The organism is Leptotrichia sp. HMT-225, from assembly GCF_030644325.1.
Classification (GTDB): Bacteria; Fusobacteriota; Fusobacteriia; order Fusobacteriales; family Leptotrichiaceae; genus Leptotrichia; species Leptotrichia massiliensis.
Window position 1 is genome coordinate 492082 of sequence record NZ_CP130323.1, and the last position, 25041, is coordinate 517122.

Here is a 25041-nt window from a genome sequence, read left to right on the forward strand (position 1 = left end):
AGTATTTTTCTAATAAAAAAATAAATTATAATAAATAAAAAAAGGTATGGAAGTTTTACTATATTTTATATAGCTAAGTTATATTGAATTGAATACTTAATAAGGAGAATAAATAGGTAAGTTTTTTAAATTGTTATTTTTTATAGTAAAAATGTTTTTGACATTAAGTTATATTGATTTTGATATTATAAATTATAAAAAAACTACTAAAAATCAATATCCATTAATTTTATTATATAAATTTCTTATAAAATACTTGCAAATTTAAAAAAATGTGGTACACTCATATTATGAGGTTATTCACTTTTAATTTTAGTAAAACAATTACTAGAAATAATTAGGAACATTAAAATTTCATAAAGTGAAAACATAAAAAATATATTTTATCTAAAAGGAGGTTCAAAATGGTAGGAATTATCGTTGCAAGTCATGGTGAATTTGCAGCTGGTATAAAGCAGTCAGCTTCAATGATTCTAGGTGAGGCGGAATTGCTAGAATCAGTTGTATTTATGCCAAGTGAAGGACCAGAAGACTTATATAAAAAAATTCAAGATGCCATTGCCAAACTAGGAACTGAAGAAGTTCTGTTTTTAGTTGACTTATGGGGAGGAAGCCCTTTCAACCAATCAAATCGTTTCTTTGAAGAAGCACCTGAAAAAAGAGCAATTGTAGCAGGACTTAACTTGCCAATGCTATTAGCAGCTTTATCAGAAAGAGAAGATTTAGATACAGCTCATGAAGTAGCAAAAGCTATTGTTCCAGAAGGAAAAGATCAAGTTAAGGTTCGTCCTGAAGAATTACAGCCTAAAGAAGCAGTAGCAAAAGCAGCAACTCAAGATGACACACCAAAAGGAGCAATTCCAGAAGGAACAGTTATCGGAGATGGGAAAATAAAATTTGTTCTAGCTCGTATTGATACACGTCTGTTACATGGACAAGTTGCAACAAGCTGGACAAAAGCAACAAATCCAAATAGAATAATTGTTGTTTCAGACACAGTTTCAAAAGATGAATTACGTAAAAAATTAATAGAACAGGCAGCACCTCCGGGTGTACGTGCACACGTTATACCACTTGACAAATTAGTGGAAGTTTCAAAAGATCCAAGATTTGGAAATACAAAAGCATTATTGCTATTTGAAAATCCTCAGGATGCACTTTATGTAATTGAAAAAGGTGTGGACATTAAAGAGTTAAACGTAGGTTCGATGGCGCATACTGTTGGAAAAGTAATGGTAAACAATGTGCTTTCAATGGATCAGAAAGATGTTGACACTTATAAGAAACTTAGAGATTTAGGTGTTCAATTTGATGTAAGAAAGGTTGCTGCTGACAAGAAGGCAGATTTATTTAAATTAATTTCAGAAAAACAAAATGAAGGATTAAAACTTTAATTTTAGGAGGTTATTATGGATTTTAATATTTTATCAATTATTTTAATATTAATCGTCGCATTTCTAGCAGGAATGGAAGGTATCCTTGACCAGTTCCAATTCCATCAGCCAATTATTGCATGTTCGTTAATTGGAGTTGCGACAGGGCACATAAAAGAATGTGTTATGCTAGGTGGAGTTTTACAATTAATGGCTTTAGGTTGGGCAAATGTAGGAGCAGCTGTTGCACCTGATGCGGCTCTTGCTTCTGTAGCTTCAGCTATAATTTTTGCAAAAAATAATTTTAAAGATCAAGGTACCGTAATTGGAACAGCTGTCGCTCTTGCAACTGCGGGACTAGTTTTAACTATGGTTGTTCGTACTTTATCAGTAGTTATTGTTCACCAGGCTGATAGAGAAGCAGAAAAAGGTAACTTCAAAGGTGTCGAATTATGGCATATGATAGCACTTGCGTGTCAAGGTTTACGTATTGCTATTCCTGCTTTGTTACTATTATTTGTTCCTTCAGATGTTATTCAAGGAGCATTGAGTTCATTGCCGCAATGGTTTACTGAAGGAATGGCTATTGGTGGTGGATTTGTTGTAGCGGTAGGGTACGCAATGGTTATTAACTTAATGGCAAATAAAGAAGTATGGCCATTCTTCTTCCTAGGTTTTGCATTAGCGCCAGTAAAAGAGCTTACATTAATTGCTACAGGAATTATCGGTGTTGCTGCGGCTATTATCTACTTAAATGTTACAAACAACAAAGGTAACGGTGGAGGAGACGGAGGAGCATCTTCTTCTGGAGATCCGTTAGGTGACATTTTAAATGACTATTAATTAAAGGAGGAATACGAAATGGCAGAAAATAAGAAAGTAAAATTAGAAAAATCAGATCGTTTTAATATAATGTTACGTTCACAATTTCTTCAAGGTTCTTGGAACTATGAACGTATGCAAAATGGAGGATGGGCTTACGCTATAATTCCTGCATTAAAAAAACTATATCCAAATAAAGATGATGCTTCAGCAGCGTTAAAAAGACATTTGGAGTTTTTTAACACTCACCCATACATTGCTGCACCTATTTTAGGAGTAACTCTAGCTCTGGAAGAAGAGAGAGCTAATGGAGCTCCAGTTGATGATGCAGCTATCCAAGGGGTAAAAGTTGGAATGATGGGACCACTTGCAGGAATCGGAGATCCCGTATTCTGGTTTACAGTACGTCCTATTTTAGGAGCAATTGCAGCTTCATTGGCGGCAGGTGGATCACTTATAGCTCCTTTATTTTTCTTCATTGTATGGAATGTAATTCGTGTGGCTTTCTTATGGTATACTCAAGAATTTGGTTACCAAAAAGGTGCTGAAATTACAAAAGACTTGTCAGGTGGTTTATTACAAACAATTACTAAAGGAGCATCTATTTTAGGAATGTTTGTTATGGGAATACTGGTTCAACGTTGGACAACAATTAATTTCCCAATGGTTGTATCAAAAGTTCCTTTAGCAAAAGGAGCTTACGTAGAATTTCCAAAAGGCTCTGTAGATGGTACTCAGTTACAAAAAATTCTTGGAGATATAGCAGGCGGATTATCTCTTTCTCCTGAAAAAGTAACAACTTTACAAGACAACTTAAATCAGTTAGTACCAGGATTAGCAGCTTTATTACTGACTTTCTTATGTATGTGGCTGCTTAAGAGAAAAGTAAGTCCAATTGTAATTATCTTTGGATTATTTGCAGTGGGAATTTTAGGACACTTAGTTGGAATATTCTAAAAATAAGGAATGACTACTAAAAATTCAATTTTAGATAAATAGAAAATCTATTTAGAAGAAATAAGTTGGAACTAAAAAGCCAACTTTTTTCTAATTTTACACTTGAAATTTTTTAAAAACAGATTGTTTATTTATAGTTATTGTTTGATTGTAGAAGTTTTAATAATAAAGTTATAGAAATGAGGAATAAAAGTGGCTATTTCAATGAATACAAAAGTCTTATTCACAACAAAGGCAAATTCTTTATCAGGAATGATCGGAAATAAAAATGGAAACATACTCGTAGGCGATAAAGCTTTTGAATTTTATAATAACCGTAATCCTGAAGACTATATTCAGATTCCTTGGGAAGAAATTATAAGAGTAAGGGCACAGATTTTTTTTAAAGACAAATATATTCGTGGTTTTTTCATAGATACTAAAAGTGCTGGCTCATATAATTTCGTTGTAAAAAATGCTGGAAAAACATTAAAGACAATGCGTGATTTTTTAGGAAATGAAAAAATTGTAAGAAATAAACCTGTCTTATCACTAAAAAAGCTATTTGAATGGTTAAAAAAAAATAAAGGAAAATAGAATAGAAAATAAAAATGGACTAACTTAATATTTTTTTGATAGTCCAATTTTTTTATTTTATAAATATTGTCAAATTTTGTTACTAGTTTTTTAAAAAGTATTAATATTCATATTTTTTCTCATACCCTCTAGGTGTAATCATTTTCCCTTTTTTCACAAAGGTATTTGAATTTCCAATTAGTACAATTGTAAGCATATTTATTTCAGAATCAAGCATTTTCTCAAGTGTTGTAATTTCATACTCTTCAGTTTCACGTCCAGCATTTCTTACAATTGCAACAGGAGTATCTTTTGATTTGTGTTTTAGCATAATTTCTTGTGCTTCAACAATTTGTGTTGTTCTTCCTTTACTTTTTGGATTGTATAAGCTTATGATAAAATCACCCTGTGCTGCCAGTTCCAGACGTTTTTTTATTAATTCCCAGTCTGTTAAAAGATTACTTAAGCTAATTGTTACATAATCGTGCATAATTGGTGCTCCAACGATTGCGGCTGCAGCGTTTGTTGCTGTAACTCCTGAGATTACTTCAATTTCCACATCATCCTTTTCATCAATAACTTCATACATTATTCCAGCCATACCGTATACTCCAGCATCTCCGCTACTAATTAAAGCAACATTTTTACCAGATTTCGCAAGTTCTAGAACTTCGATACATCTGTCAACTTCCTTCATCATACTTGAACTTTTTATTTCTGTATTTGGAAAATATTCCTTAATCAAGTCAGTATAAGTTTTATATCCAACGATTATATCGCTTTTCTCCATTGCTTCGTAAGCCTTAAAAGTCATATCTGCCTTTTTTCCTGGCCCAATTCCTACTACATAAATTTTTCCTTTTTTGTTCATTTTTTCTCTCCTCCTAAATTTTATTATCTAATTAATTAAAAAATTAATTTACAATTTTATTATATATGTCTAATGCTTCAAGATTCTTTATTTTTTACTAAAAAAATAAGTTCACAATTTAATCCACTACATCCAGATGTTCAGTCAAAAATCTTTTTCTCCTTGTATATTCTTGTTTCGATATAGTCAAATTTTTTAATTAACAATTTTTTTTATTTGTTCATCATCTGAAAGTAATTAAAATTTTTTTCTTTTATCTTCTAAATGAATATCGCTTTCAATAGTTTCCTCTTTTTCAGAATTTTCCATAATTCTTTTAAACATTTCAGTATCTTCAAGTTTTTTTGTCAATTTTTCAAGTTGTGTAATTTCTTTTTCTGACATTTCTCCAAAAAATCCTTTCAAAGCCATTGTCATCTGAATTGTCATAACAGTCATCATTTCTTTATTTTTATTATATTCTGCCACTTCCTTAGAAATCTGTTTATTCGCAATTTTATTTATAAAATCATTGACCATTCCTTCTGTATCACCTGCTACTACTTTTAAAATACCGCCAGCTATAAAAAAAATTAGTTGATCAGAATATGCCTCTTCATCAGAAATTCTATATTTTTCCCTCAAATCTTTATTATTAAGTATTTTATCAATTTCCTCCATTTTTTGCATTATTTCATCTATTTTTGGCTTAACTGTTTTTAAATTATTGTCTTGATTTATATTTTTTGATTCCTTTGATAAATACTCAAAAAAATCTATTACTTTCAAATAATACTGATTATTGCTAATACTTTTAACTTTTTCAAAATATTTATTTTTTTCAGTTTTTTCTTTTGAACTGATCCAAAAATTCTTTCCCAAAAAGAAATTTTTTCTATCTTCAGAAATATTTGTTTTCAAATATTCTGAAATATACTTCTCTTTTTTAGGATCATTCTCTGTTCTAGTCAAAAAATAGAATTCTATCAATCTTTCCAAAGCAACGTAATTTCTTTTATCCTTTAAATAAATTTTTTCCCATTTATCCCTATCTTCTGTTGATACTTCCCCATCTTCGTTTTTCGTTGTAAATCCCTCTCCAGTTTCTTTATCCAATTTCACAGTTTCATCTATAATTTCCTGCTTCACCCCAACTTTTGACAAATCCTGCTGAATTTTTTCCTTTATTGTTAAAGCATCTAAATTTAGGGTTAAGATGCAAAATAATGTTAATGATAAAAATATTTTTTTCATGCCTATTTCCCTTCTTGATTTTCAATTACCTCTTCAAAAATCGACAATGTCATACCATCCAGTTTTATTTTTTTTGCTAAAAATGCTCCTTTCCCGCTGGAAGCAAGAAATGCACAAGGCTCAGAAACTCCATAAACTCCAATAGTTTTTTTTACGTATTCCGATTTTTCTTCAATCAAATCTTCCAGTTTCAAAATTTCTTCCTTTTCAAAAAATTTTATTGGAATATCAAGCTCTTTCATCGCTTCAAGAAGTCCTGTTTCATCAGATTTTACCCAGGCAGATGCTGCCATTTTTATAGCCGAAAGCTCTAAATTCTGTTTATCCATTGCATATTTTAGTTTTTCGATAATGTGTTCCTTGCTAACTCCTCTTTTACATCCAATACCAATAAAAATATTCTGCGGAATAATTTTTGAGATTTCAATATTTTTTCTATTTGACACAATTATTGCTCCAGCACTATTTTCATAATTATTTACAATGTTTTTTGGTAAATGAAGGCTTACATTTTCTCCATTTACAATTAACGAAGTTACTCTCTTTGCTCCATCCAAATCATTTAATTTGGCTTTGATTTTTTGTGATAATGTATCGACCGCTATTTTTCCACCAACATCGGATGCCGTTGTAATTACTGGAATTGCTCCTATTCCACTAGCAATCTTTTTACATTCTTCATTTGCCCCTCCAAGATGTCCCGAAAGTAATGAAATCACAAAATTAGCGTGATCATCAATCGTTATAACTGCAGGATCAGTATCTTTGCTTTTAAATTTTCCTTCAATAATTCTCACAACAGCTCCAGTTGCTGCAACAAATATATGTAAATCATATTTATTAAATGTTTTTTCAAGCAAAATCGGCACTCTTTCATTTATTACAATTAAATCTTCGTTATTTTCATTTTCAAGATTTAGCAAGTTAGCTACTCTTCCTGATACGTAAATATGTAAATTATTATACACATTTTCTTTTACTTTTAAACAAGTTTTATAACCAGTTTTACTTACACAGTAAATCGCTGTTCTCATTTTTTCTCCTTTTCATATCTGATTTTTTATACTTATTTTTCGAGCTTTTCAAATATTCTATAAAGTTTACTTTTTTCTAATTTTTTTGAAAATTCTGCACTTTCTTTTTCATCATCTGACACTAATATTACCATTATTCTCAAATACATATTTTCCAATATTATATTGTATTTTATTGAATCTTCTGTCATTTTTTCATTATTTGCAACATTTTTTAAATAATAATTAGTTGCTTCTTTTATAGTTTTTATTTTAAATTCTCCATCCTGTTTGAAATCTTTTTGCATTATCTCATTAATTTTGGAAAGATTTAATAACAAATCAAAAGAGTAAACTAACTCGTCTACAACACCAAATTCTCTTTTGTTTTCTTCTGATTGAAAGAAATCTTTAACTATTTTCATTTTTTCAACTTGTTTTTTAGATATTTCCTGCATTTCTTTCATCTTTTTTTCATTAGTTGCTGTATCTACAATAAGTTGGCTAAAATTTTTGCTGTCTCTTAATACATCAATATCTATCATTACTATTTCAATTAAATTATAAACGGCAGGCTTTTCCTTGTATTTTTCTTTAATTTTGTCAAAATATTCTTGAGCCTTTTTCTTTTCTCCGATTTGGTAATAATATAGTCCTGTTACACTCCATTTTTCAAAATCAGTAATTCCTTTGTCTTTTAAGTTTTCTTCATTTATTTTTTGTGCCTTTAAAGTATTCTTATTTCCACCTTTTTTCAAATACATTGACGATAAATATTGCTTAATCACAATATTATTTTTATCTTTTTTCAGCAACGTTTCTGCTCTGTCAATCAAACTGTCAATTTCATCTTGCTGTGGAATAATAGATATTTTACCTCTTGAATCTAACAAAAAGTCCGATGTTTCATCAATTATACTTTGCTTCACTCCTCTTTTTGAAAGCGTTTCCTGAACATTTTCCCTCAAAGTATACGCATTCAAGCCAAAATTTATTGTTAAAAAAACTGTAATTGCGAAAATTATTTTTTTCATAACCAATTTTTCTTCCTACTTTTTTAATTTTTCTAAAAAAATTTTTAAACTTCCATCCTAAACACATTAATTACCGCTGTTTCATAAGGATGAGCCTCTTTTACCAGATAATATGCCAGTTCCTCAAATTCTCTTTTTACCCTGAACTTCATTATTTTTTCATCTGCAACACTTGATTTTCTCACTTCTCCATCAAAAGGACTTCCACCTTCCAGAGTTTTCCAATGCCCAATCGTATCAGATGTAGAGTAGACGTCAGCATAAAATCCTTCTGTCAGCAGGGAATATCTTTGCAGATTCTCCACAATTTTTTCTACGTATTTTTCTGGAACAAAAACCTCAAAAGAACTGTATTCCTGCTTAAATTTCAATTTTGACCCTATTAAATCATCATTTTCATAATCTAAAGTCAAATAAAAGAATGGAGAGTTTTCAAATAGCAGTTTCAGGAAAATCTTATCCCCTTCCCATAACTTAAGGTTGAGAATCTCATCTTTTGAAATCCATTTTAAATCCCCTTCATCACATTCCTTCTGTATCCCATTAAAATCAGAACTCGTATAAAGATACATAAATAAAGGCTCATCAGCATTGTAGTTGAAAATCACAAGTCCCCTGTACTCAAAACTGTTAAGCTCATACCCTGTTTCTTCACTGACTTCCCTTCTCAGACATTGTTCAGGAGTTTCCCCATTTTCCAGCTTTCCTCCTACACCAAGCCATTTCCCTTTATTTATATCTATTTCCTTTTTATTTCTATGTAACATCAGATATTTATTATCCTTTTCAAGATAACACAATGTTGTAATCATATTTTCTCCTGTTCATAAATTCTTTTTCAATTAAAATCTATTTATTTTATAATTTTTCTCTTTTCTGAATTTATATCTTTTGTAATTATAACATATTTTTTGAAAAAATACTTTTAATTTTTGTAATGATTTCAAATTACTTTATAAAAAAATAATATTATATTGTTCAAAATAATCTGAAAATGCGAATTAAATCTGTATAATTTAATAATAAAATTTTCTAAATTATAACTTAAATTTTATACTAATATAAAAAATATATAATAACATCATTTTAAAACTGAATTCAATATATATAGAAATTTAACGAATATATATTTAATAATATTAAAACACTTTGAATCACTATTAAACAAGGAATATTTAGTTTTTATAGTTAAATATTTGTAAGGTATAATTAGTTTAAACAAGTTTTATTCAAAAATTTACAAATGAAAAACTAATATGAAAATGTTATAATACGATTTAGTAAAATTATTTAGAAATGAAAAGAGGAAAGAAAAGTAAAATGGGAAAAAAAGTAAAAATTGGGAGAAAAAGTAAAAAGTTATTATTTTCTATGGTATTTTTGGCTATATCAGCATTTTCTTTTGCTGATGGTGAAGATTATCAGGACTATAAAGCACTGTTAATCGGAGATGTAAATGGGAATATTATAAAGGAGGACAATAGTTCTGATGTTCGTCCATTAGCTTCAGTAACAAAAATTATGACATCAATATTAACATTGGATAAAATAAAAAATGGACAAATTTCATATGATGATAAAGTAACAGTTTCAGCAAAAGCTGCTTCAGTTCCATATGGAATAAAATTAACTGCTGGAAAGCAATATACAGTAAGAGATTTGTTAAAGGCAACAATTATAAAATCATCAAATAATGCTGCATACGCTCTTGCAGAGTATGTTGGAGGGGATGTTTCGAATTTTGTACATTCCATGAATGAAAAAGCTAGAAGTTATGGATTAAATTCTCTTAGATATTGTTCTCCACATGGATTGCCACCTAGTTATACAGGTTCATGCATGGATCAAGGAAATGCAAAAGATTTGTACAAACTTGCTCAAATAACACTAAAAGATTATAGTGAATACTTGAACTTCTCAAAAAATAAGACAGATTATGTAGACAACGGAAATACAAAGGTAACTTCAACAAATGCACTTTTAGGAAATGTACTAGGAGTGGATGGAATAAAAACAGGATACCACAACGCAGCAGGATCAAACATTGTTCTAACCGCAAATAGAGGAAACGATAGAATGATAGCTATTATTTTAGGATCAAACAGAGCAAAAGATAGAAACGCCATAGGAGCAAGAGAAATAAATAATTATTATACAAATGGTTATGCACGAAAAACAAGTGTAGCAACTAACACTTATGCCAATAATAATCAAACAAACGATAATAATAACAATACAGAAAATCATTCTCAAACAAAAGGAAATAAAATAGAACAATTTTTCAATATGATTTTTAAAAAGAATAACAATAATGAAAATTCAGCTAAGAAAATGAAAATCATAAGTAAAAATGATGTAGTAGCAATAGCAACAATAGGAGATAGTAAATATAACTTGTATCCAACAAAGGATGTTGAAATAACTGCTACACAACGTCCAAATCTAAATTATACAATAAATTTAAATTCAGGAGTTAATAAAAAAAGTGTAGGAAAAGTAGTGGGGACATATGTTGCAACTGATGGAACATTAACTTACAGCGGAGAATTAATTATGAAATAAACTAAAATAAAAATAGAGCTGTTTTTTAACGGCTCAATTTTATTGTTTTAATAGATAAACAATTTTGAATATACAAAGAAAGGAAGTACAATGTCAATTGGTGTATTTGATTCTGGAATTGGGGGGCTAACAGTATTAAAAGAAATTAGAAAAGTCCTCCCAAATGAAAAAATATATTATTTTGGAGATACTGCAAGAGTTCCATATGGAGAAAAAACAAAAGAATTAATTATTCGATATTCAAAAGAAATAGTTGAATTTTTGCTAGAAAAAGATGTGAGTGCAATCGTAGTAGCTTGCAATACAGCAACGGCACTAGCTTTAAAGGAGTTGAAGGAAATATTTAAAATTCCTATTATAGGAGTAATTGAAGCAGGTGCAAGAACGGCGATAAACACTACGAAAAGTAACGAAATTGGAGTGATAGGAACAAAAGCGACAATAAAATCAGAAAAATACATAGAAGAAATAAAACTTTTTAATCCAAAAGTAAAAGTTTTTCAGAAAGCTTGTCCACTTTTTGTACCAGCCGTAGAAGAAGGGATTTTAAGTGGAAAATTAGTAAACCAAATAATAAAAACATATCTTGATGATTTTGAAGAGAAAATCGACACATTAATATTAGGTTGTACTCATTATCCTTTGTTAAAAGATGCAATTAGTAAAATTTATCCTGATATAAAAATAGTAGATCCAGCAAAAGAAACAGCTTTAGATTTAAAAAGTATTTTACAAAAAAATAAATTTTTAAAAAACGATGCTCTTAAAAATGAAGAAGTAAATTATTATGTAACTGATGGACAGGAAAAATTTAAAGAAATCGGTATTATGTTTTTAGAAGAAAATATTAAAAAAGTAGAGCTTGTTAAATTGTAATAATAGAAATTACATTATATAGAAATAGTTATAATATATTATAAAGAAAGGAAATAAATGTTTGAATATATTTCTGGAAAATTAACAATCAAAAAAATTGATTATGTAGCCTTAGATATAAATGGTTTGGCGTATAAAGTATATGTATCCTTAAAAACGTTTGAAAAATTAGATAACATTGGAAATGATGAAAAATTATACATTTATACAAATGTAAAGGAAGATGATATTTCATTATATGGTTTCAAAACCCAAAATGAAAGAGAACTTTTCAAGGCACTAATAAGTATAAGCGGTGTAGGACCTAAACTTGGAATTGCAATATTATCGACATTTAATACACGAGAAATTATAGACATTGTAAATGAAAATGAGTCAAAGATTTTTACAAGAGTTCCAGGGCTAGGAATAAAAAAAGCCCAAAAAATAATTTTAGACTTAAAAGATAAAGTAAAAAAACTAGATTTAACAGAAACAATAGAAGAAATCAGTGATATATCATCAGGTAAATTAATAACATCAAACACATCAAATCCAAAATTACTACTAATGAAAGAAGATTTAAAGTTAGCTTTAGAATCTTTAGGATACATAAATAGTGATGTTTCTAAATGGATAACAGATAAGGAATTAGCACAAGTGAAAGATATAAGTGAAGCTATAAAAATGATTTTACAAAAAATTCAAAAATAAAAAGGACTTGGAAAGAAGGTAAAACTTCAAAGTACAAAATATTTCACAGAATACAAATTAAAATTAGATTTTAAAGCACTTTCTAAGAAATAAAAAATAGACTACGAATAAAAATATTCAAAAACACAAATTTTTTGAAAAAAGTAGTTGACAAATAAATTCAGTTATGATAATATATATCTTGTCGATACGAAATTGTGTCGCAGGACAATTGAGATAAGAATAGAAGAAGCAATAATGTGTAAAAGATAAATAATAGTCAAGAGCTCTTGTTGTAAAACAAGATTCTCGTCAAGATAAAGGTGAAACTTAAATATATGTAAAATATATTGAATGAAGAGTTTGATCCTGGCTCAGGATGAACGCTGACAGAATGCTTAACACATGCAAGTCTTTGGCAAATCTGTGCTTGCACAGCCTAGCCAAGGCGGACGGGTGAGTAACGCGTAAAGAACTTGCCCTGCAGATAGGGATAACAGACGGAAACGACTGATAACACCTGATACAATTGCCGGCACGCATGTGCCTGGCAATGAAAAGAGATGCTGCAGGAGAGCTTTGCGTCCTATTAGCTTGTTGGTGAGGTAACGGCTCACCAAGGCGATGATAGGTAGCCGGCCTGAGAGGGTGAACGGCCACAAGGGGACTGAGATACGGCCCTTACTCCTACGGGAGGCAGCAGTGGGGAATATTGGACAATGGGGGCAACCCTGATCCAGCAATTCTGTGTGCACGAAGAAGGTTTTCGGATTGTAAAGTGCTTTCAGCAGGGAAGAAGAAAGTGACGGTACCTGCAGAAGAAGCGACGGCTAAATACGTGCCAGCAGCCGCGGTAATACGTATGTCGCAAGCGTTATCCGGAATTATTGGGCATAAAGGGCATCTAGGCGGCCAGACAAGTCTGGGGTGAAAACTTGCGGCTCAACCGCAAGCCTGCCCTGGAAACTGTTTGGCTAGAGTGCTGGAGAGGTGGACGGAACTGCACGAGTAGAGGTGAAATTCGTAGATATGTGCAGGAATGCCGATGATGAAGATAGTTCACTGGACGGCAACTGACGCTGAAGTGCGAAAGCTAGGGGAGCGAACAGGATTAGATACCCTGGTAGTCCTAGCTGTAAACGATGATTACTGGGTGTGGGCATGAAGAGTGTCCGTGCCGAAGCAAATGCGATAAGTAATCCGCCTGGGGAGTACGGCCGCAAGGCTGAAACTCAAAGGAATTGACGGGGACCCGCACAAGCGGTGGAGCATGTGGTTTAATTCGACGCAACGCGAGGAACCTTACCAGATCTTGACATCCTACGAATGCCTGTGAGAACAGGCAGTGCCTTCGGGAACGTAGAGACAGGTGGTGCATGGCTGTCGACAGCTCGTGTCGTGAGATGTTGGGTTAAGTCCCGCAACGAGCGCAACCCCTATCGTTAGTTACCATCATTAAGTTGGGGACTCTAGCGAGACTGCCTGCGAAGAGCAGGAGGAAGGTGGGGATGACGTCAAGTCATCATGCCCCTTATGATCTGGGCTACACACGTGCTACAATGGCCGGTACAGAGAGCTGCAAAGCGGCAACGCCAAGCGAATCTTTAAAGCCGGTCCAAGTTCGGATTGAAGTCTGCAACTCGACTTCATGAAGCTGGAATCGCTAGTAATCGCAGATCAGCAATGCTGCGGTGAATACGTTCTCGGGTCTTGTACACACCGCCCGTCACACCACGAGAGTTGTTTGCACCTGAAGCTGCCGGTCTAACCGTAAGGAGGAAGGCATCTAAGGTGTGGATAGTGATTGGGGTGAAGTCGTAACAAGGTATCCGTACCGGAAGGTGCGGATGGATCACCTCCTTTCTAAGGAGTTAATTCATTACACTGCTTCTTCGTATATCTTTATAGTCTTTAGGACAATGGGAAATGAATAGTAGGTAAAAGATTACAATGAAACTAGAGTAAAAGTTATTCTGGATAAAAAGCTAATAAGGGCACACGGAGGATGCCTAGGCAACAACAGCCGATGAAGGACGTGATAAGCTGCGATAAGCTGGGAGAAGATGCACATAATCGTTAATCCCCAGATTTCCGAATGGGAAAACCTGCATGTCTGGAGGACATGCGTGAAAACGGTAAGCCCGTGAACTGAAACATCTAAGTAACGGGAGGAAAAGAAAGTAAAAACGATTCCCTAAGTAGCGGCGAGCGAACGGGGAAAAGCCTAAACCGTGCCAGTGCCAAGCGGACAGCATTGCTGGCACGGGGTTGTGGGACTTCCATTAACGGATTGTCATAATGTTTAAACTGTATGTATGTAAGTAGAATCAGCTGGGAAGCTGAACCAAAGAAGGTGATAGTCCTGTAGAACATAAAATACATATAGTGACTGGAAGCACCCGAGTAGCGTCAGGCACGAGGAATCTGGCGTGAATCAGCGTGGACCATATCACGCAAGGCTAAATACTGTTGTTGACCGATAGTGAAGAGTACCGTGAGGGAAAGGTGAAAAGAACCCTGAGCAAGGGAGTGAAATAGAATTTGAAACCGTGTGCTTACAAACGGTAGGAGCACTTTATGTGTGACTGCGTGGATTTTGGTTAATCATCCTGCGAGTTATGATTAGTGGCAAGGTTAATAAAGTGGAGCCGAAGGGAAACCGAGTCTTAATAGGGCGTTAAGTCGCTAGTCATAGACGCGAAACCTAGTGATCTAGGCCTGTCCAGGCTGAAGCTGAGGTAAGACTCAGTGGAGGGCCGAACTCACCGCCGTTGAAAAGTTGGGAGATGAGGCAGGTCTAGGGGTGAAAAGCCAATCGAACTAGGAGATAGCTCGTTCTCTCCGAAATGCATTTAGGTGCAGCCTTGACGTTAAGATATGTGGGGGTAGAGCTCTGTATGGTCTAGGGGGCGTACTGCTTACCGAAATCAAGCAAACTTCGAATACCATATATTAATAGTCAGGAGTGAGTCCGCGGATGACAAGGTCCGCGGACGAGAGGGGAACAGCCCAGACCGCCAGCTAAGGTCCCTAATTATGTCTAAGTGGGAAAGGAGGTGGATATTCACAGACAACCAGGAGGTTGGCTTAGAAGCAGCCATACCTTAAAAGAGTGCGTAATAGCTCACTGGTCGAGAGTATCTGCGCCGAAGATGTAACGGGGCTAAGACATAAACCGAAGCTGCGGAGGCGTGTTTACACGCCTGGTAGGAGAGCGTTCTGTAGGCCGTTGAAGGAATGCCGTAAGGCCATTCTGGAGGTATCAGAAGTGAGAATGCAGGAATGAGTAGCGAGAAGGCGGGCGAGAATCCCGCCGGCCGGAAGTCCAAGGTTTCCAGGGGAAGGTTTGTCCGCCCTGGGGAAGTCGGGACCTAAGCATAAGCAAAATTGTGATGGCGAATGGAAAACAGGTTAATATTCCTGTACCACTATTATCGCTTGAGAGACGGAGTGACGCAGGAAGGTATGTGAGAAGACTGACGGAATAGTCTTTCTAAGGGCGTAGCATGGACACGCAGGAAAATCCGCGTGTCTAAATGTGAGACCTGATGGGGAAGTGCATTAGCATAAGTCACAGATCCTACACTGCCGAGAAAAACTTCTATCGATGAGAAATAGTGCCCGTACTGTAAACCGACACAGGTGGACAGAGTGAGAAACTTAAGGCCGACAGGATAACTCTAGCTAAGGAACTCTGCAAAATAGCCCCGTAACTTCGGGAGAAGGGGTGCCTGATATACTTGAGAGGAGAAACACCTCAAGGGGAAACAGGCCGCAGTGAAGAGTCCCAAGCAACTGTTTACCAAAAACACAGGTCTATGCTAAGCTGAAAGGCGACGTATATGGGCTGACACCTGCCCAGTGCCGGAAGGTTAAGAGGAGGATTGAGAGATTCGAATTGAAGCCCCGGTGAACGGCGGCCGTAACTATAACGGTCCTAAGGTAGCGAAATTCCTTGTCGGGTAAGTTCCGACCTGCACGAATGGTGAAATGATTTGGGAGCTGTCTTGGCTGGAGACCTGGTGAAGTTGTAATGTCGGTGAAGATACCGACTACCTGCAGTAGGACGGAAAGACCCCGTGGAGCTTTACTGTAGTTTGGCATTGGGTTTTGGCTGTGTGTGTATAGGATAGTTGGGAGACTGTGAAGTTAAGGCGTCAGTTTTAACAGAGTCGTCGTTGGAATACCAACCATATGCCGTTGAAATTCTAATCTGGTAACGGAGACAGTGCTAGATGGGCAGTTTGACTGGGGCGGTCGCCTCCCAAAGAGTAACGGAGGCGTTCAAAGGTTCCCTCAGGCTGGATGGAAATCAGCCTAAGAGTGCAAACGCATAAGGGAGCTTGACTGCAAGACTGACGGGTCGAGCAGGTACGAAAGTAGGAGTTAGTGATCCGGCGGTTCCGTATGGAAGGACCGTCGCTCAACGGATAAAAGCTACCCCGGGGATAACAGGCTGATACTTCCCAAGAGTCCATATCGACGGAAGTGTTTGGCACCTCGATGTCGGCTCGTCTCATCCTGGGGCTGGAGAAGGTCCCAAGGGTTGGGCTGTTCGCCCATTAAAGAGGCACGCGAGCTGGGTTCAGAACGTCGTGAGACAGTTCGGTCCCTATCCACTGCAGGCGCTTGAATACTGAAAAGATCTGACCTTAGTACGAGAGGACCGGGTTGGACAGACCTCTGATGTACCAGTTGTCACGCCAGTGGCATGGCTGGGTAGTCACGTCTGGAACGGATAATCGCTGAAAGCATCTAAGCGAGAAACCGACTTTGAGATGAGTATTCGCAGTATCCATGGAGAACACATGGTTGATAGGCCAGAGGTGTAAGTGCAGCAATGCATTCAGCTGACTGGTACTAATATTACATCTGCTTTTTAATTAATCTTTTACTACTACTATTTATTTCTCATTGTCTTAACTTGACAATTTAGTTTTTAAAGTTTGGTGATGTTAGCAGCAGGGATACACCCGGTTACATTTCGAACCCGGCAGTTAAGTCTGTTTACGCCTACGATACTTGGATTCGTCCCGGGAAAATAGGTAGTTGCCAAACTTTTTTCTTTTGTGTGTCTCCGTAGCTCAGCCGGTTAGAGCATCTGACTGTTAATCAGAGGGTCGTTGGTTCGAGTCCAACCGGGGACGCCATTTTTTTTGTTAAAAATATTCAAAAATATTTAGATTTTCTATACTTTAGCTTAATTTTTAATTTTTTCTAGTAATAAATTCTTGTGTTTATTTGACATTTTTAGTAAAGAAATAATTATAAATTTTTTGGTCTAACAAAAAAGGCTGTTTTAACAGCCTTTTTCTATTTTTCACTTTTTTCTACAATTACTTTTAATGAATGCCAGCTAAGTGTCGCACATTTTACTCTTGCAGGCATTTGAGCCACATATTCCATAAGTACAGCATCTCCTAATTTCTTGCTTTCTTCACTTGTCAATTTTTCTTCCTGTTTCATCATTTTGAAAAATAAATTTACTTTTTCTTTCGCTTCTTCCAACGTCTTTCCCTTTACCAAGTCAATCAGCATAGCCATAGAAGCCGTTGAAATTGCACATCCGCTTCCAATAAAAGCGGCATCTGTTATTACTCCATTTTCATCAGTTTTTATTTCAAGCGTCAAGTCATCTCCACAGTTTGGATTATGTCCACGTTCTGCAAATGTCGGATTTTCGATTTCACGGTTTAGTTCCTTACGTCTGCTGTATTCCAGTATTGTCTGCTGATATATTTTTTCTAAATTCATATAAACCTCCTTTTCAAATTTTTTTCTTTTTATTTATTTTTCCTATAATTCAAAAACTTCCTTCACTTTTAAAAGCCCTTCTATAAGTTTATCAATATCCTCTTCATTGTTGTAAATGCTAAAACTTGCACGACAACACGAAGGCACTCCTAAATACTTCATTAAAGGCTGTGCACAATGATGCCCCGAACGAACTGCCACATTATACGAGTCAAGTATAAATGCTACATCATGAGAATGCACATTTTTTACATTAAAGGCAATAATTCCAGCACGCTTAACATCTTTTATAAAATATGTTTCCACAAAATCTAGCTTTTTCAATTTTTCTAAAGCAATTTCCGTAAGAGAATTTTCAATTTCATTAATTTTCTCATAACTTATTTCTTCGATAAAATTAATTGCTTCTTCCAGAGTTACTGCCCCTTCCACATTCTGAGTCCCGCCTTCAAATTTATTTGGAAGCGGCGCAAACGTTGATTCCTCCTCTGTTACAAATTCAATCATATCTCCACCATATAAGAAAGGCGGCATTTTGTCAAGAATATCCTTTTTCCCGTACATAACCCCAATTCCCATTGGCGTAAATAATTTATGTCCTGAAAATACAAGAAAATCTGCATCCAGTTTTTGAACATCGTGTTTAAAATGCAACATCGATTGTGCAGCATCCACAAGAATACGTATATTTTTATTTTTGCTTCGTGCAATTTCAACAATTTCCTTTATTGGCTGAATAACTCCTGTAACATTTACCACAGCAGAAATAGCTACAAGTTTTGTTTTATCAGACAATTTATTTTCAAAATCTTCAATATCAAATTGTCCATTTTCAGTAAGATAAACAAATTTTATCTTGGCATTTTTCTTTTTAGCTACAAACTGCCAAGGGACAATGTTTGCGTGATGATTTGAAATTCCTAGAATTATCTCGTCATTCTCATTTATAAATTCCATTCCATAAGAATAGGCGATTAAATTGATTGACTCTGTAGTACTTTTGGTAAAGATTACTTCTTCCGAATATTCTGCATTAATAAATTTCTGTACAGTTTTACGTGCATTTGTCATCAAGTTTGAGGCTTCCATGGATAAAGTATGCGAACCACGTCCTGGATTGCCGTTATATTTTTCATAATATTCCATAATTTTATCCAGCACTCTTTTTGGCTTTTGTGAAGTTGCCGCTGTATCAAGATAGTAATTATTTCTATTCTTAAATATTGGAAATTCTTTTCTATAGTCCATTTTTCCCTCCCTATACAATTTTACCCACAAGCAATAAAAAATTATATCACTTTGTGGGTAATTTTTCAAATTCATATTTTTTATTTTAAATTCTTCTTTCCAGCTCTTCAAATAATTTTTCTCTTAATTTTTCATCATCGATGTTATCCATTATTGGACGGAATGAAGATTCTACTATTAATTTTTTTGCTCTTCCTTCAGAAAGTCCACGGCTCATTAAATAAAATAATTTTGATTCATCAACTTTTCCGACAGAAGCGGCATGTTCTCCGATAACATCATCTTCACTACAAAATAATGTCGGAATAGAGTCAGCCTTTATTTTATCATTTAACAAGATGGCGAATTCCCCTTCACGTCCTTCAGATTTACTAGAACCTTGTTTAAAGTACAGATTTCCACGAAATACTTTTTTAGCCGTATCTTTTACAGCCCCTCTTCCTTGAAGTTCTCCAATAGTTCTACGACCACGGAATACTACTGAATATTCCAAGTCCAGCTTTCTGTCCTCATCAGCAAGGTATGCAGGCCATACATAAACTTCTGCTGAATCTTCTTCAAGATAAGATTTATGGCTTATTGCATTAATCTTTCCACCTAGTTCAACACTGTAATATTGTGTTTTCCCTTGTCCTAAAGTTTCTATCTTAGATGATTCAAAATTAGAACTGCTTGTATTTAAAGTTTGTATTTTTATAATTTTTACTTCTGCATTTCGTCCTGTAAACACTTTTATAATTCCATTGTGATAAACTGGTGTGTCATCTTCTGAATCATAAGTAATTATTACTGTAACTTTTGCAAAATCTTCGACTTCAATAACATTGTAGTCAACTAGAAAATTATTTTCTTTATTTGCACGATAATTTAAGTAAATTGGCTTTTCAACAGTTTTTCTCTCTTTTATTTTCAAATATTTCCCTTTGTTATAAAAAGCAAAGTTCTGTTTCTTGAAAAAATCTCCCAATCCATAATCATTATCGTTTTTCAAACTTTCAAGTTCTTGCAAAGAATCATTTATATTTTTTATAACAACTCCATCTTGATTTTCATTTTTAACTTCCAGATTATTAAATTCCTTAAAAGTTTCAGGTTCCTCATATTTATAGCCAACCCTCTTCCAATTAACTTTTTCAAGTGTTTTATATTCTTCAAAAATTTTTAATCTGTAATCACTGTTATCAAGATTTTGTATGCTTGATTTTTCTAACATTTTTACTCCTCTCATTTTTTTAGCAATGTCTTTAAATTATCCAATAGTTCCTTCCAGTTCCAGCTCTATCAATTTATTAAGCTCTACAGCGTATTCAAGTGGAAGCTCCTTAGAAATTGGCTCAACAAATCCTCTTACAATCATCGCCTTTGCTTCATCTTCACTAATACCTCTTGACATAAGGTAAAATATTGCTTCGTCGCTTATTCTTCCGATTTTTGCTTCATGTCCAATATCTACGCTATCATTATTTATATCAATTATTGGTATAGTGTCTGAAGTTGATTCATTATCCAGCATTAATGATTCACATTCTACAGTTGATCTTGCTCCAGTTGCTTCTGGCAATACTTTTAAAAGCCCTCTATAAAATGCTGTTCCTCCATTTTTGGAAATTGATTTTGAATGAACTGTCGAACTTGTCTGTTTTCCTTGATGAATAATTTTACATCCTGTATCCAAATATTGTCCAGCCGCTGCAAATGTAACTCCTGTAAATTCACATCTTGAACGATCACCTTTTAGAATACTCATTGGGTAAAGCATCGAAACTCTTGATCCAAATGATCCAGAAATCCACTCAACTACTCCATCATCTTCCACTATTGCTCTTTTTGTATTAAGATTGTACATATTTCTTGACCAATTCTCAATTGTTGAATATCTTAATCTTGCCCCTTTTCTTACAAATAATTCAACCGCTCCCGCATGCAATGCATTTTTTTGATATTTTGGAGCAGAACATCCCTCGATATAATGCAAATCAGCTCCTTCGTCCACAATAATAAGCGTATGCTCAAATTGTCCTGCTTCAGGTGCATTCAATCTAAAATATGATTGTAAAGGCATATTTACCTTTACTCCTTTTGGAACGTAGATAAATGATCCTCCAGACCATACTGCTCCATGTAATGCCGCAAATTTGTGATCATTAACCGTAATTAATGTCATAAAATATTCCTTTAGCATATCTTCATATTCTACCATAGCAGTCTCAATATCTGTATAAATTACACCTTGTTCTTTCAATTCTTTATGAATGCTGTGATAAACTACTTCCGAATCATATTGTGCTCCTACTCCTGCAAGTGACTGCTTTTCAGCCTCAGGAATTCCAAGTCTGTCAAATGTATCTCTTATATAGCTTGGTACATCATCCCAGTTTTCATTCATAGGTGCCGAATCAGGTTCTAAATAATGCACAATATCATTTACATCAAGATCTGATAAATCTGGACCCCAGTCAGTCATAGGTTTTGAATTGTAAACTTCTAATGCCTTTAATCTAAATTCTCTCATCCATTCAGGCTCATTTTTTCTTTCTGAAATTTTTTTGATAATTTCAGGAGTAAGTCCCTTTTCAGCCTTATATTTATAATGTCCTTCGTCTTTTATATCATAGACACCACGTTCAATATCTGCAACATATGTTTTTTTTCTATTTTCCATTATTCCCACACTTTCTATTCTGTATTAATTATAATCCTAATTCTTCCTTCATTTTAGCATAACCATCTTTTTCAATGCTTTCAACTAATTCTTGCCCACCTGTCTTAACAATTTTTCCATTCATCAAAATATGAACAAAATCAGGCTTTAAATAATCCAGCACTTTATCATAGTGTGTAATTATAAGTAAAGCTGTATCTTTAGTCTTTAATTTTTGAACACCTTCAAATACAACTTTTGTAGCGTCAATATCAAGTCCAGAATCAGTTTCATCCAGAATAGCCAATTTTGGCTCTAAAACTGCCATCTGTAAAATTTCATTCTTTTTCTTTTCTCCACCAGAAAATCCAACATTTAAATGTCTATCTGCATATTCGGGATTAATGTGAAGTTTTTCCATTTTTTCTACTAGTTCATTGTGAAATTGCATTAAATACTGTTTTTCACCAGTAACAGATTCTTTTGCTGTTCTCAAAAAGTCTTCTACTGTAAGTCCCGGTATTTCTTCTGGATATTGAAATGATAGGAAAATACCTTTTTTAGCTCTTTCGTCAACAGCATCTTCATTAATATTTTCTCCATCCAAAATAATTTCCCCATCAACAAGCTCATGTTTTGGATGTCCCACAAGAATACTTGCAAGTGTAGATTTTCCTGCTCCATTAGGCCCCATAATTACATGAACTTCTCCTTTATTTATAGTCAAGTTCAGTCCTTTTAAGATTTCCTTCCCCTCTACTTCAGATTTTACGTTTTTCAATTCTAACAAACTCATGTTAATTTTACCTCCAAAATTTTTCTAAATATATCTAAATTTCACTAAACTTAATCAAAGCAAAAATTTGAGTGAAACATATCAATTTTTAATTATTTCATAAACTGATTTTATCATAAATTTATTTGTTTATCAAATCAAATTGTACTTATATATTTTATCAAAAAATTGTAATAAAATCAATTATGAAAATAATTTATTTATATTTTTCTATATAATAATTTGTATTTTAATATTTAAATTAAGTAATCGGTACAATTATTGAGTAATCTTCTGTCCATTCTGTCCATTTTTCAGGTGTCAATGTTACCAAATCTATTTTTTTCATAAAATCGTATGGTTCTTCATAACTTTGTAGTGAGGTATTATCAATTAAATTTTTAGGAGCCGTTTTATCATTAATTCCTAAGTCAAATCCATGTAATAATGCTATTTTAGAATACATTAATACATAAATATTCAAATAAAAACTATAATTAATATCTGTATCAAAAAGAATTTTTTTAGCTATTTTAGGTTCTAATAATTTATGTATTGCTCGTTTCATTTTTTCTGTATTTTTATTTACTAATGCTTCAAAAAACATAAAATCATATTTTGTATATGCATAATAACTTTTAGTTAATGGTTCTTCCAAATATTTTTTGCTTCTTTTTTCTACTTCTTCAAAATCTCCTAATAGTGCTAAAATAGTTGTTTTTGATAAAAAAGAATTTCGATGTAAATCTTTTGATTTTATATAGGTGTTCTCTTTTGAATTAAAATCATTTGAAGTTATATAGTTTAAATTATTTTTTAAAAAACTTATCCATTCTTTATTATTTGACATAATTAATCCAAATAAACTATAGCTAGCCTTATAAAGTTTTGATTCTTTAGAAGTTCCTAAAATTTTTAATTTTTCTGAAATATGACAGTTTAACCTAAAAGAATTTAAATTATTTTCTATCAATAAATTTTTTGAAGCAAGTACTTTATACCCTGATGATAATGTTCTCATACAGGATAACTGATTTCCCTTTTTATTTTTAATGTAATCTATACATCTTTTTTCCATTTCAAAATCAAATTTATAATCAGATAAAATTTCATAATTTTCTTTGAACTTTTGTTCATCAATTAAAATATTCACTTATATTCCTCATTTCCAATCTAATTTTTATTATTTTCTTAATCTGAAAAATCACATCGCTCCATTGTATGTTTCCTTATCATTTTTAAAAAACTTCTTTTGTAATCGCTGAACATTTATTTGTTTCTTTATACTAAACCCCATTTAAACAGCGAATTTATTAAAAACTTTTCTAAAAAAGGATAAAAAACTAATATTTTTAATTAAAATATAATTTTCATTTTTTAAACAGAGTCTACCATAAACTAATCCGTCGGAGCATTTTTCTGTGCTGACAAAACTGTTTGAGCATAGCGAGTTTTTTGGCAGTGCAGAAAAATGTCGTAGACTAGCCATAGGTTGTAGGATTTGCGGCAATGAGCAATCCTATAAAAACATAGTAATTAGTTGAATGGCTATGAAATAGCTATTATAAAAATTTATTCCTATTTTCAAAAGAGTTTAGTATTAATAACAAATCCTTCAATTCTTCAAGACTAATTTTTTCCATTATTTATATTCTCCTGTTTGATTTTCAGATAAAAAAATGTTGCATTTAATATTGCAATTTATGATAAGTTAAAATTTTACAAAAAAAGTATCCCCTTAAACACCTACTCCAAAGAGAATACTTTTTAAAAAACATATTTTTATTACTTATTATTTCAAAGCAAATGCCTTGTGATTTAAAGGTCCTGTATAGTCGTTTAATTTAAAGGACTGTTTCAAGGCTTCTGTGATTAATTTTTTTGTAGTGGAGACTGCTTCGCTTACTGTGGAACCTTTTGCCAATTCTGCTGTGATTGAGGCGGAGAAAGTACATCCTGCACCATGATTCCATTCTGTATCAATTTTTTCAGATTCAAAAAATTCAAAATCTTTTCCATCGTATAAGAAATCAATTGATTTTTCTCCAGCGAAAAATTTTCTTCCTTTTATAACAACATTTTTTGCACCTAAGTCACATATTTTTTTAGCCGCTTCCTTCGCTTCCTCAAGTGTGTCAATTTTTTCCATTCCAGCTAACTGTGCGGCTTCAAATAAGTTTGGAGTAACAACAGTTGCGTAAGGCAATAAATGATTTTTCATGGCAACTACATTTTCTGGGAAAAGATTTTCAGTAGAACCGCTGCTCACTTTACACACCATAACGGGATCTATAACAACTGGATTTTTACAATTTTTTAAAATAGAACCTACATATTCAATAATTTCAACTGTAGGAAGCATGCCAGTTTTTAATGCATCCACTCCAATTCCATTTACAACTGTATCAATTTGCTCTTTTATAACATTCAATTCAATTGGAAAAACTTTGTGAGCCCAGCTATTTTTAGGATCCATTGTAACAATAACTGTCAGAGCGTTCATTCCATACACTCCTCTTTCCTGAAACGTTTTCAGATCCGCCTGTATACCAGCTCCTCCGCTTGTATCAGATCCTGCAATTGTTAATACTTTTTTTATAGACATTTTGTTACCTCCTGTTTTATATTTTAATTATTTCAGTTTCAAATTATCAA

General features: G+C 33.3%; 19 protein-coding genes, 1 tRNA gene and 3 rRNA genes. 11 read left to right on the top strand and 12 right to left on the bottom strand.

The window, feature by feature from the left end; translation table 11 throughout:
- Nucleotides 1-404 precede the first annotated feature (404 nt).
- From QU666_RS02440 to QU666_RS02455, 4 genes are all read left to right on the top strand, one after another.
- A complete protein-coding gene (locus QU666_RS02440) occupies nt 405-1394 on the top strand; it encodes a mannose/fructose/sorbose PTS transporter subunit IIA (protein ID WP_021770088.1) in 990 nt (329 codons plus the stop codon).
- Nucleotides 1395-1409: 15 nt separating this feature from the next.
- Entirely contained in the window at nt 1410-2216 is an 807-nt protein-coding gene (locus QU666_RS02445) for a PTS mannose/fructose/sorbose transporter subunit IIC (protein WP_021770087.1), read from the top strand.
- 18 nt (nt 2217-2234) lie between these two features.
- Nucleotides 2235-3152, top strand: coding sequence for a PTS system mannose/fructose/sorbose family transporter subunit IID (locus QU666_RS02450; RefSeq protein WP_021770086.1), 918 nt, complete (start codon nt 2235-2237; stop codon nt 3150-3152).
- Between the two features lie 192 nt (nt 3153-3344).
- On the top strand, nt 3345-3728 hold the full coding sequence (locus QU666_RS02455; protein ID WP_036071826.1) for a DUF956 family protein: 384 nt from the start codon (nt 3345-3347) through the stop codon (nt 3726-3728).
- A gap of 100 nt (nt 3729-3828) precedes the next feature.
- Here QU666_RS02455 and cobJ read toward each other — a convergent pair whose 3' ends face one another.
- The 5 genes from cobJ to QU666_RS02480 all read right to left on the bottom strand — a co-directional run bounded on the left by cobJ (nt 3829) and on the right by QU666_RS02480 (nt 8670).
- Nucleotides 3829-4578 carry a precorrin-3B C(17)-methyltransferase gene (gene cobJ, locus QU666_RS02460; RefSeq protein WP_021770084.1) on the bottom strand — a complete coding sequence of 250 codons (750 nt, stop codon included), beginning with the start codon at nt 4576-4578 and terminating at the stop codon, nt 3829-3831.
- Nucleotides 4579-4815: 237 nt separating this feature from the next.
- Nucleotides 4816-5811 carry a hypothetical protein gene (locus QU666_RS02465; protein ID WP_021770083.1) on the bottom strand — a complete coding sequence of 332 codons (996 nt, stop codon included), beginning with the start codon at nt 5809-5811 and terminating at the stop codon, nt 4816-4818.
- Nucleotides 5812-5813: 2 nt separating this feature from the next.
- Nucleotides 5814-6845, bottom strand: coding sequence for a cobalt-precorrin 5A hydrolase (cbiG, locus tag QU666_RS02470; RefSeq protein WP_021770082.1), 1032 nt, complete (start codon nt 6843-6845; stop codon nt 5814-5816).
- Nucleotides 6846-6877: 32 nt separating this feature from the next.
- Nucleotides 6878-7858, bottom strand: a complete 981-nt coding sequence (locus QU666_RS02475) for a hypothetical protein (protein ID WP_021770081.1) — start codon at nt 7856-7858, stop codon at nt 6878-6880.
- A gap of 44 nt (nt 7859-7902) precedes the next feature.
- The gene (locus tag QU666_RS02480) at nt 7903-8670 is read right to left on the bottom strand and encodes an NUDIX domain-containing protein (protein WP_021770080.1); all 768 of its coding nucleotides are present in this window, start codon (nt 8668-8670) and stop codon (nt 7903-7905) included.
- 508 nt (nt 8671-9178) lie between these two features.
- Between QU666_RS02480 and QU666_RS02485 the strand changes: the two genes are divergently transcribed.
- From QU666_RS02485 to QU666_RS02515, 7 genes are all read left to right on the top strand, one after another.
- Complete coding sequence (locus tag QU666_RS02485; protein ID WP_036070943.1) at nt 9179-10420, top strand: D-alanyl-D-alanine carboxypeptidase family protein; 1242 nt, start codon at nt 9179-9181, stop codon at nt 10418-10420.
- Nucleotides 10421-10510: 90 nt separating this feature from the next.
- Complete coding sequence (gene murI, locus QU666_RS02490; RefSeq protein ID WP_021769273.1) at nt 10511-11296, top strand: glutamate racemase; 786 nt, start codon at nt 10511-10513, stop codon at nt 11294-11296.
- Nucleotides 11297-11353: 57 nt separating this feature from the next.
- Nucleotides 11354-11989, top strand: coding sequence for a Holliday junction branch migration protein RuvA (gene ruvA / locus QU666_RS02495; protein ID WP_021769274.1), 636 nt, complete (start codon nt 11354-11356; stop codon nt 11987-11989).
- Nucleotides 11990-12319: 330 nt separating this feature from the next.
- Nucleotides 12320-13831 (top strand): 16S ribosomal RNA (locus QU666_RS02500).
- A 115-nt stretch (nt 13832-13946) separates the two neighbouring features.
- A 23S ribosomal RNA gene (locus tag QU666_RS02505) occupies nt 13947-16852 on the top strand.
- Between the two features lie 61 nt (nt 16853-16913).
- Nucleotides 16914-17026, top strand: a 5S ribosomal RNA gene (rrf, locus tag QU666_RS02510).
- Together the 16S, 23S and 5S rRNA genes with 1 tRNA gene alongside form the textbook arrangement of a ribosomal RNA operon.
- 15 nt (nt 17027-17041) lie before the next feature.
- Nucleotides 17042-17118: transfer RNA gene (locus QU666_RS02515), tRNA-Asn, on the top strand.
- A 163-nt stretch (nt 17119-17281) separates the two neighbouring features.
- Here the strand turns inward: QU666_RS02515 and sufU are convergent.
- The 7 genes from sufU to pdxK form a co-directional block, all read right to left on the bottom strand.
- Nucleotides 17282-17722, bottom strand: a complete 441-nt coding sequence (gene sufU, locus QU666_RS02520) for a Fe-S cluster assembly sulfur transfer protein SufU (RefSeq protein WP_021768326.1) — start codon at nt 17720-17722, stop codon at nt 17282-17284.
- A gap of 42 nt (nt 17723-17764) precedes the next feature.
- Nucleotides 17765-18970 carry a SufS family cysteine desulfurase gene (locus tag QU666_RS02525; protein WP_036069909.1) on the bottom strand — a complete coding sequence of 402 codons (1206 nt, stop codon included), beginning with the start codon at nt 18968-18970 and terminating at the stop codon, nt 17765-17767.
- 85 nt (nt 18971-19055) lie between these two features.
- Complete coding sequence (sufD, locus tag QU666_RS02530; RefSeq protein ID WP_021768328.1) at nt 19056-20198, bottom strand: Fe-S cluster assembly protein SufD; 1143 nt, start codon at nt 20196-20198, stop codon at nt 19056-19058.
- Nucleotides 20199-20219: 21 nt separating this feature from the next.
- Nucleotides 20220-21632: a Fe-S cluster assembly protein SufB gene (gene sufB, locus QU666_RS02535; RefSeq protein WP_021744693.1), complete on the bottom strand. Its 1413-nt coding sequence runs from the start codon at nt 21630-21632 to the stop codon at nt 20220-20222.
- A gap of 28 nt (nt 21633-21660) precedes the next feature.
- Nucleotides 21661-22407, bottom strand: a complete 747-nt coding sequence (gene sufC, locus QU666_RS02540; protein ID WP_021768329.1) for a Fe-S cluster assembly ATPase SufC — start codon at nt 22405-22407, stop codon at nt 21661-21663.
- A 241-nt stretch (nt 22408-22648) separates the two neighbouring features.
- Entirely contained in the window at nt 22649-23539 is an 891-nt protein-coding gene (locus QU666_RS02545; RefSeq protein WP_021768330.1) for an immunity 49 family protein, read from the bottom strand.
- Between the two features lie 639 nt (nt 23540-24178).
- A complete protein-coding gene (gene pdxK, locus QU666_RS02550; RefSeq protein WP_021768331.1) occupies nt 24179-24991 on the bottom strand; it encodes a pyridoxine/pyridoxal/pyridoxamine kinase in 813 nt (270 codons plus the stop codon).
- Nucleotides 24992-25041 lie beyond the last annotated feature (50 nt).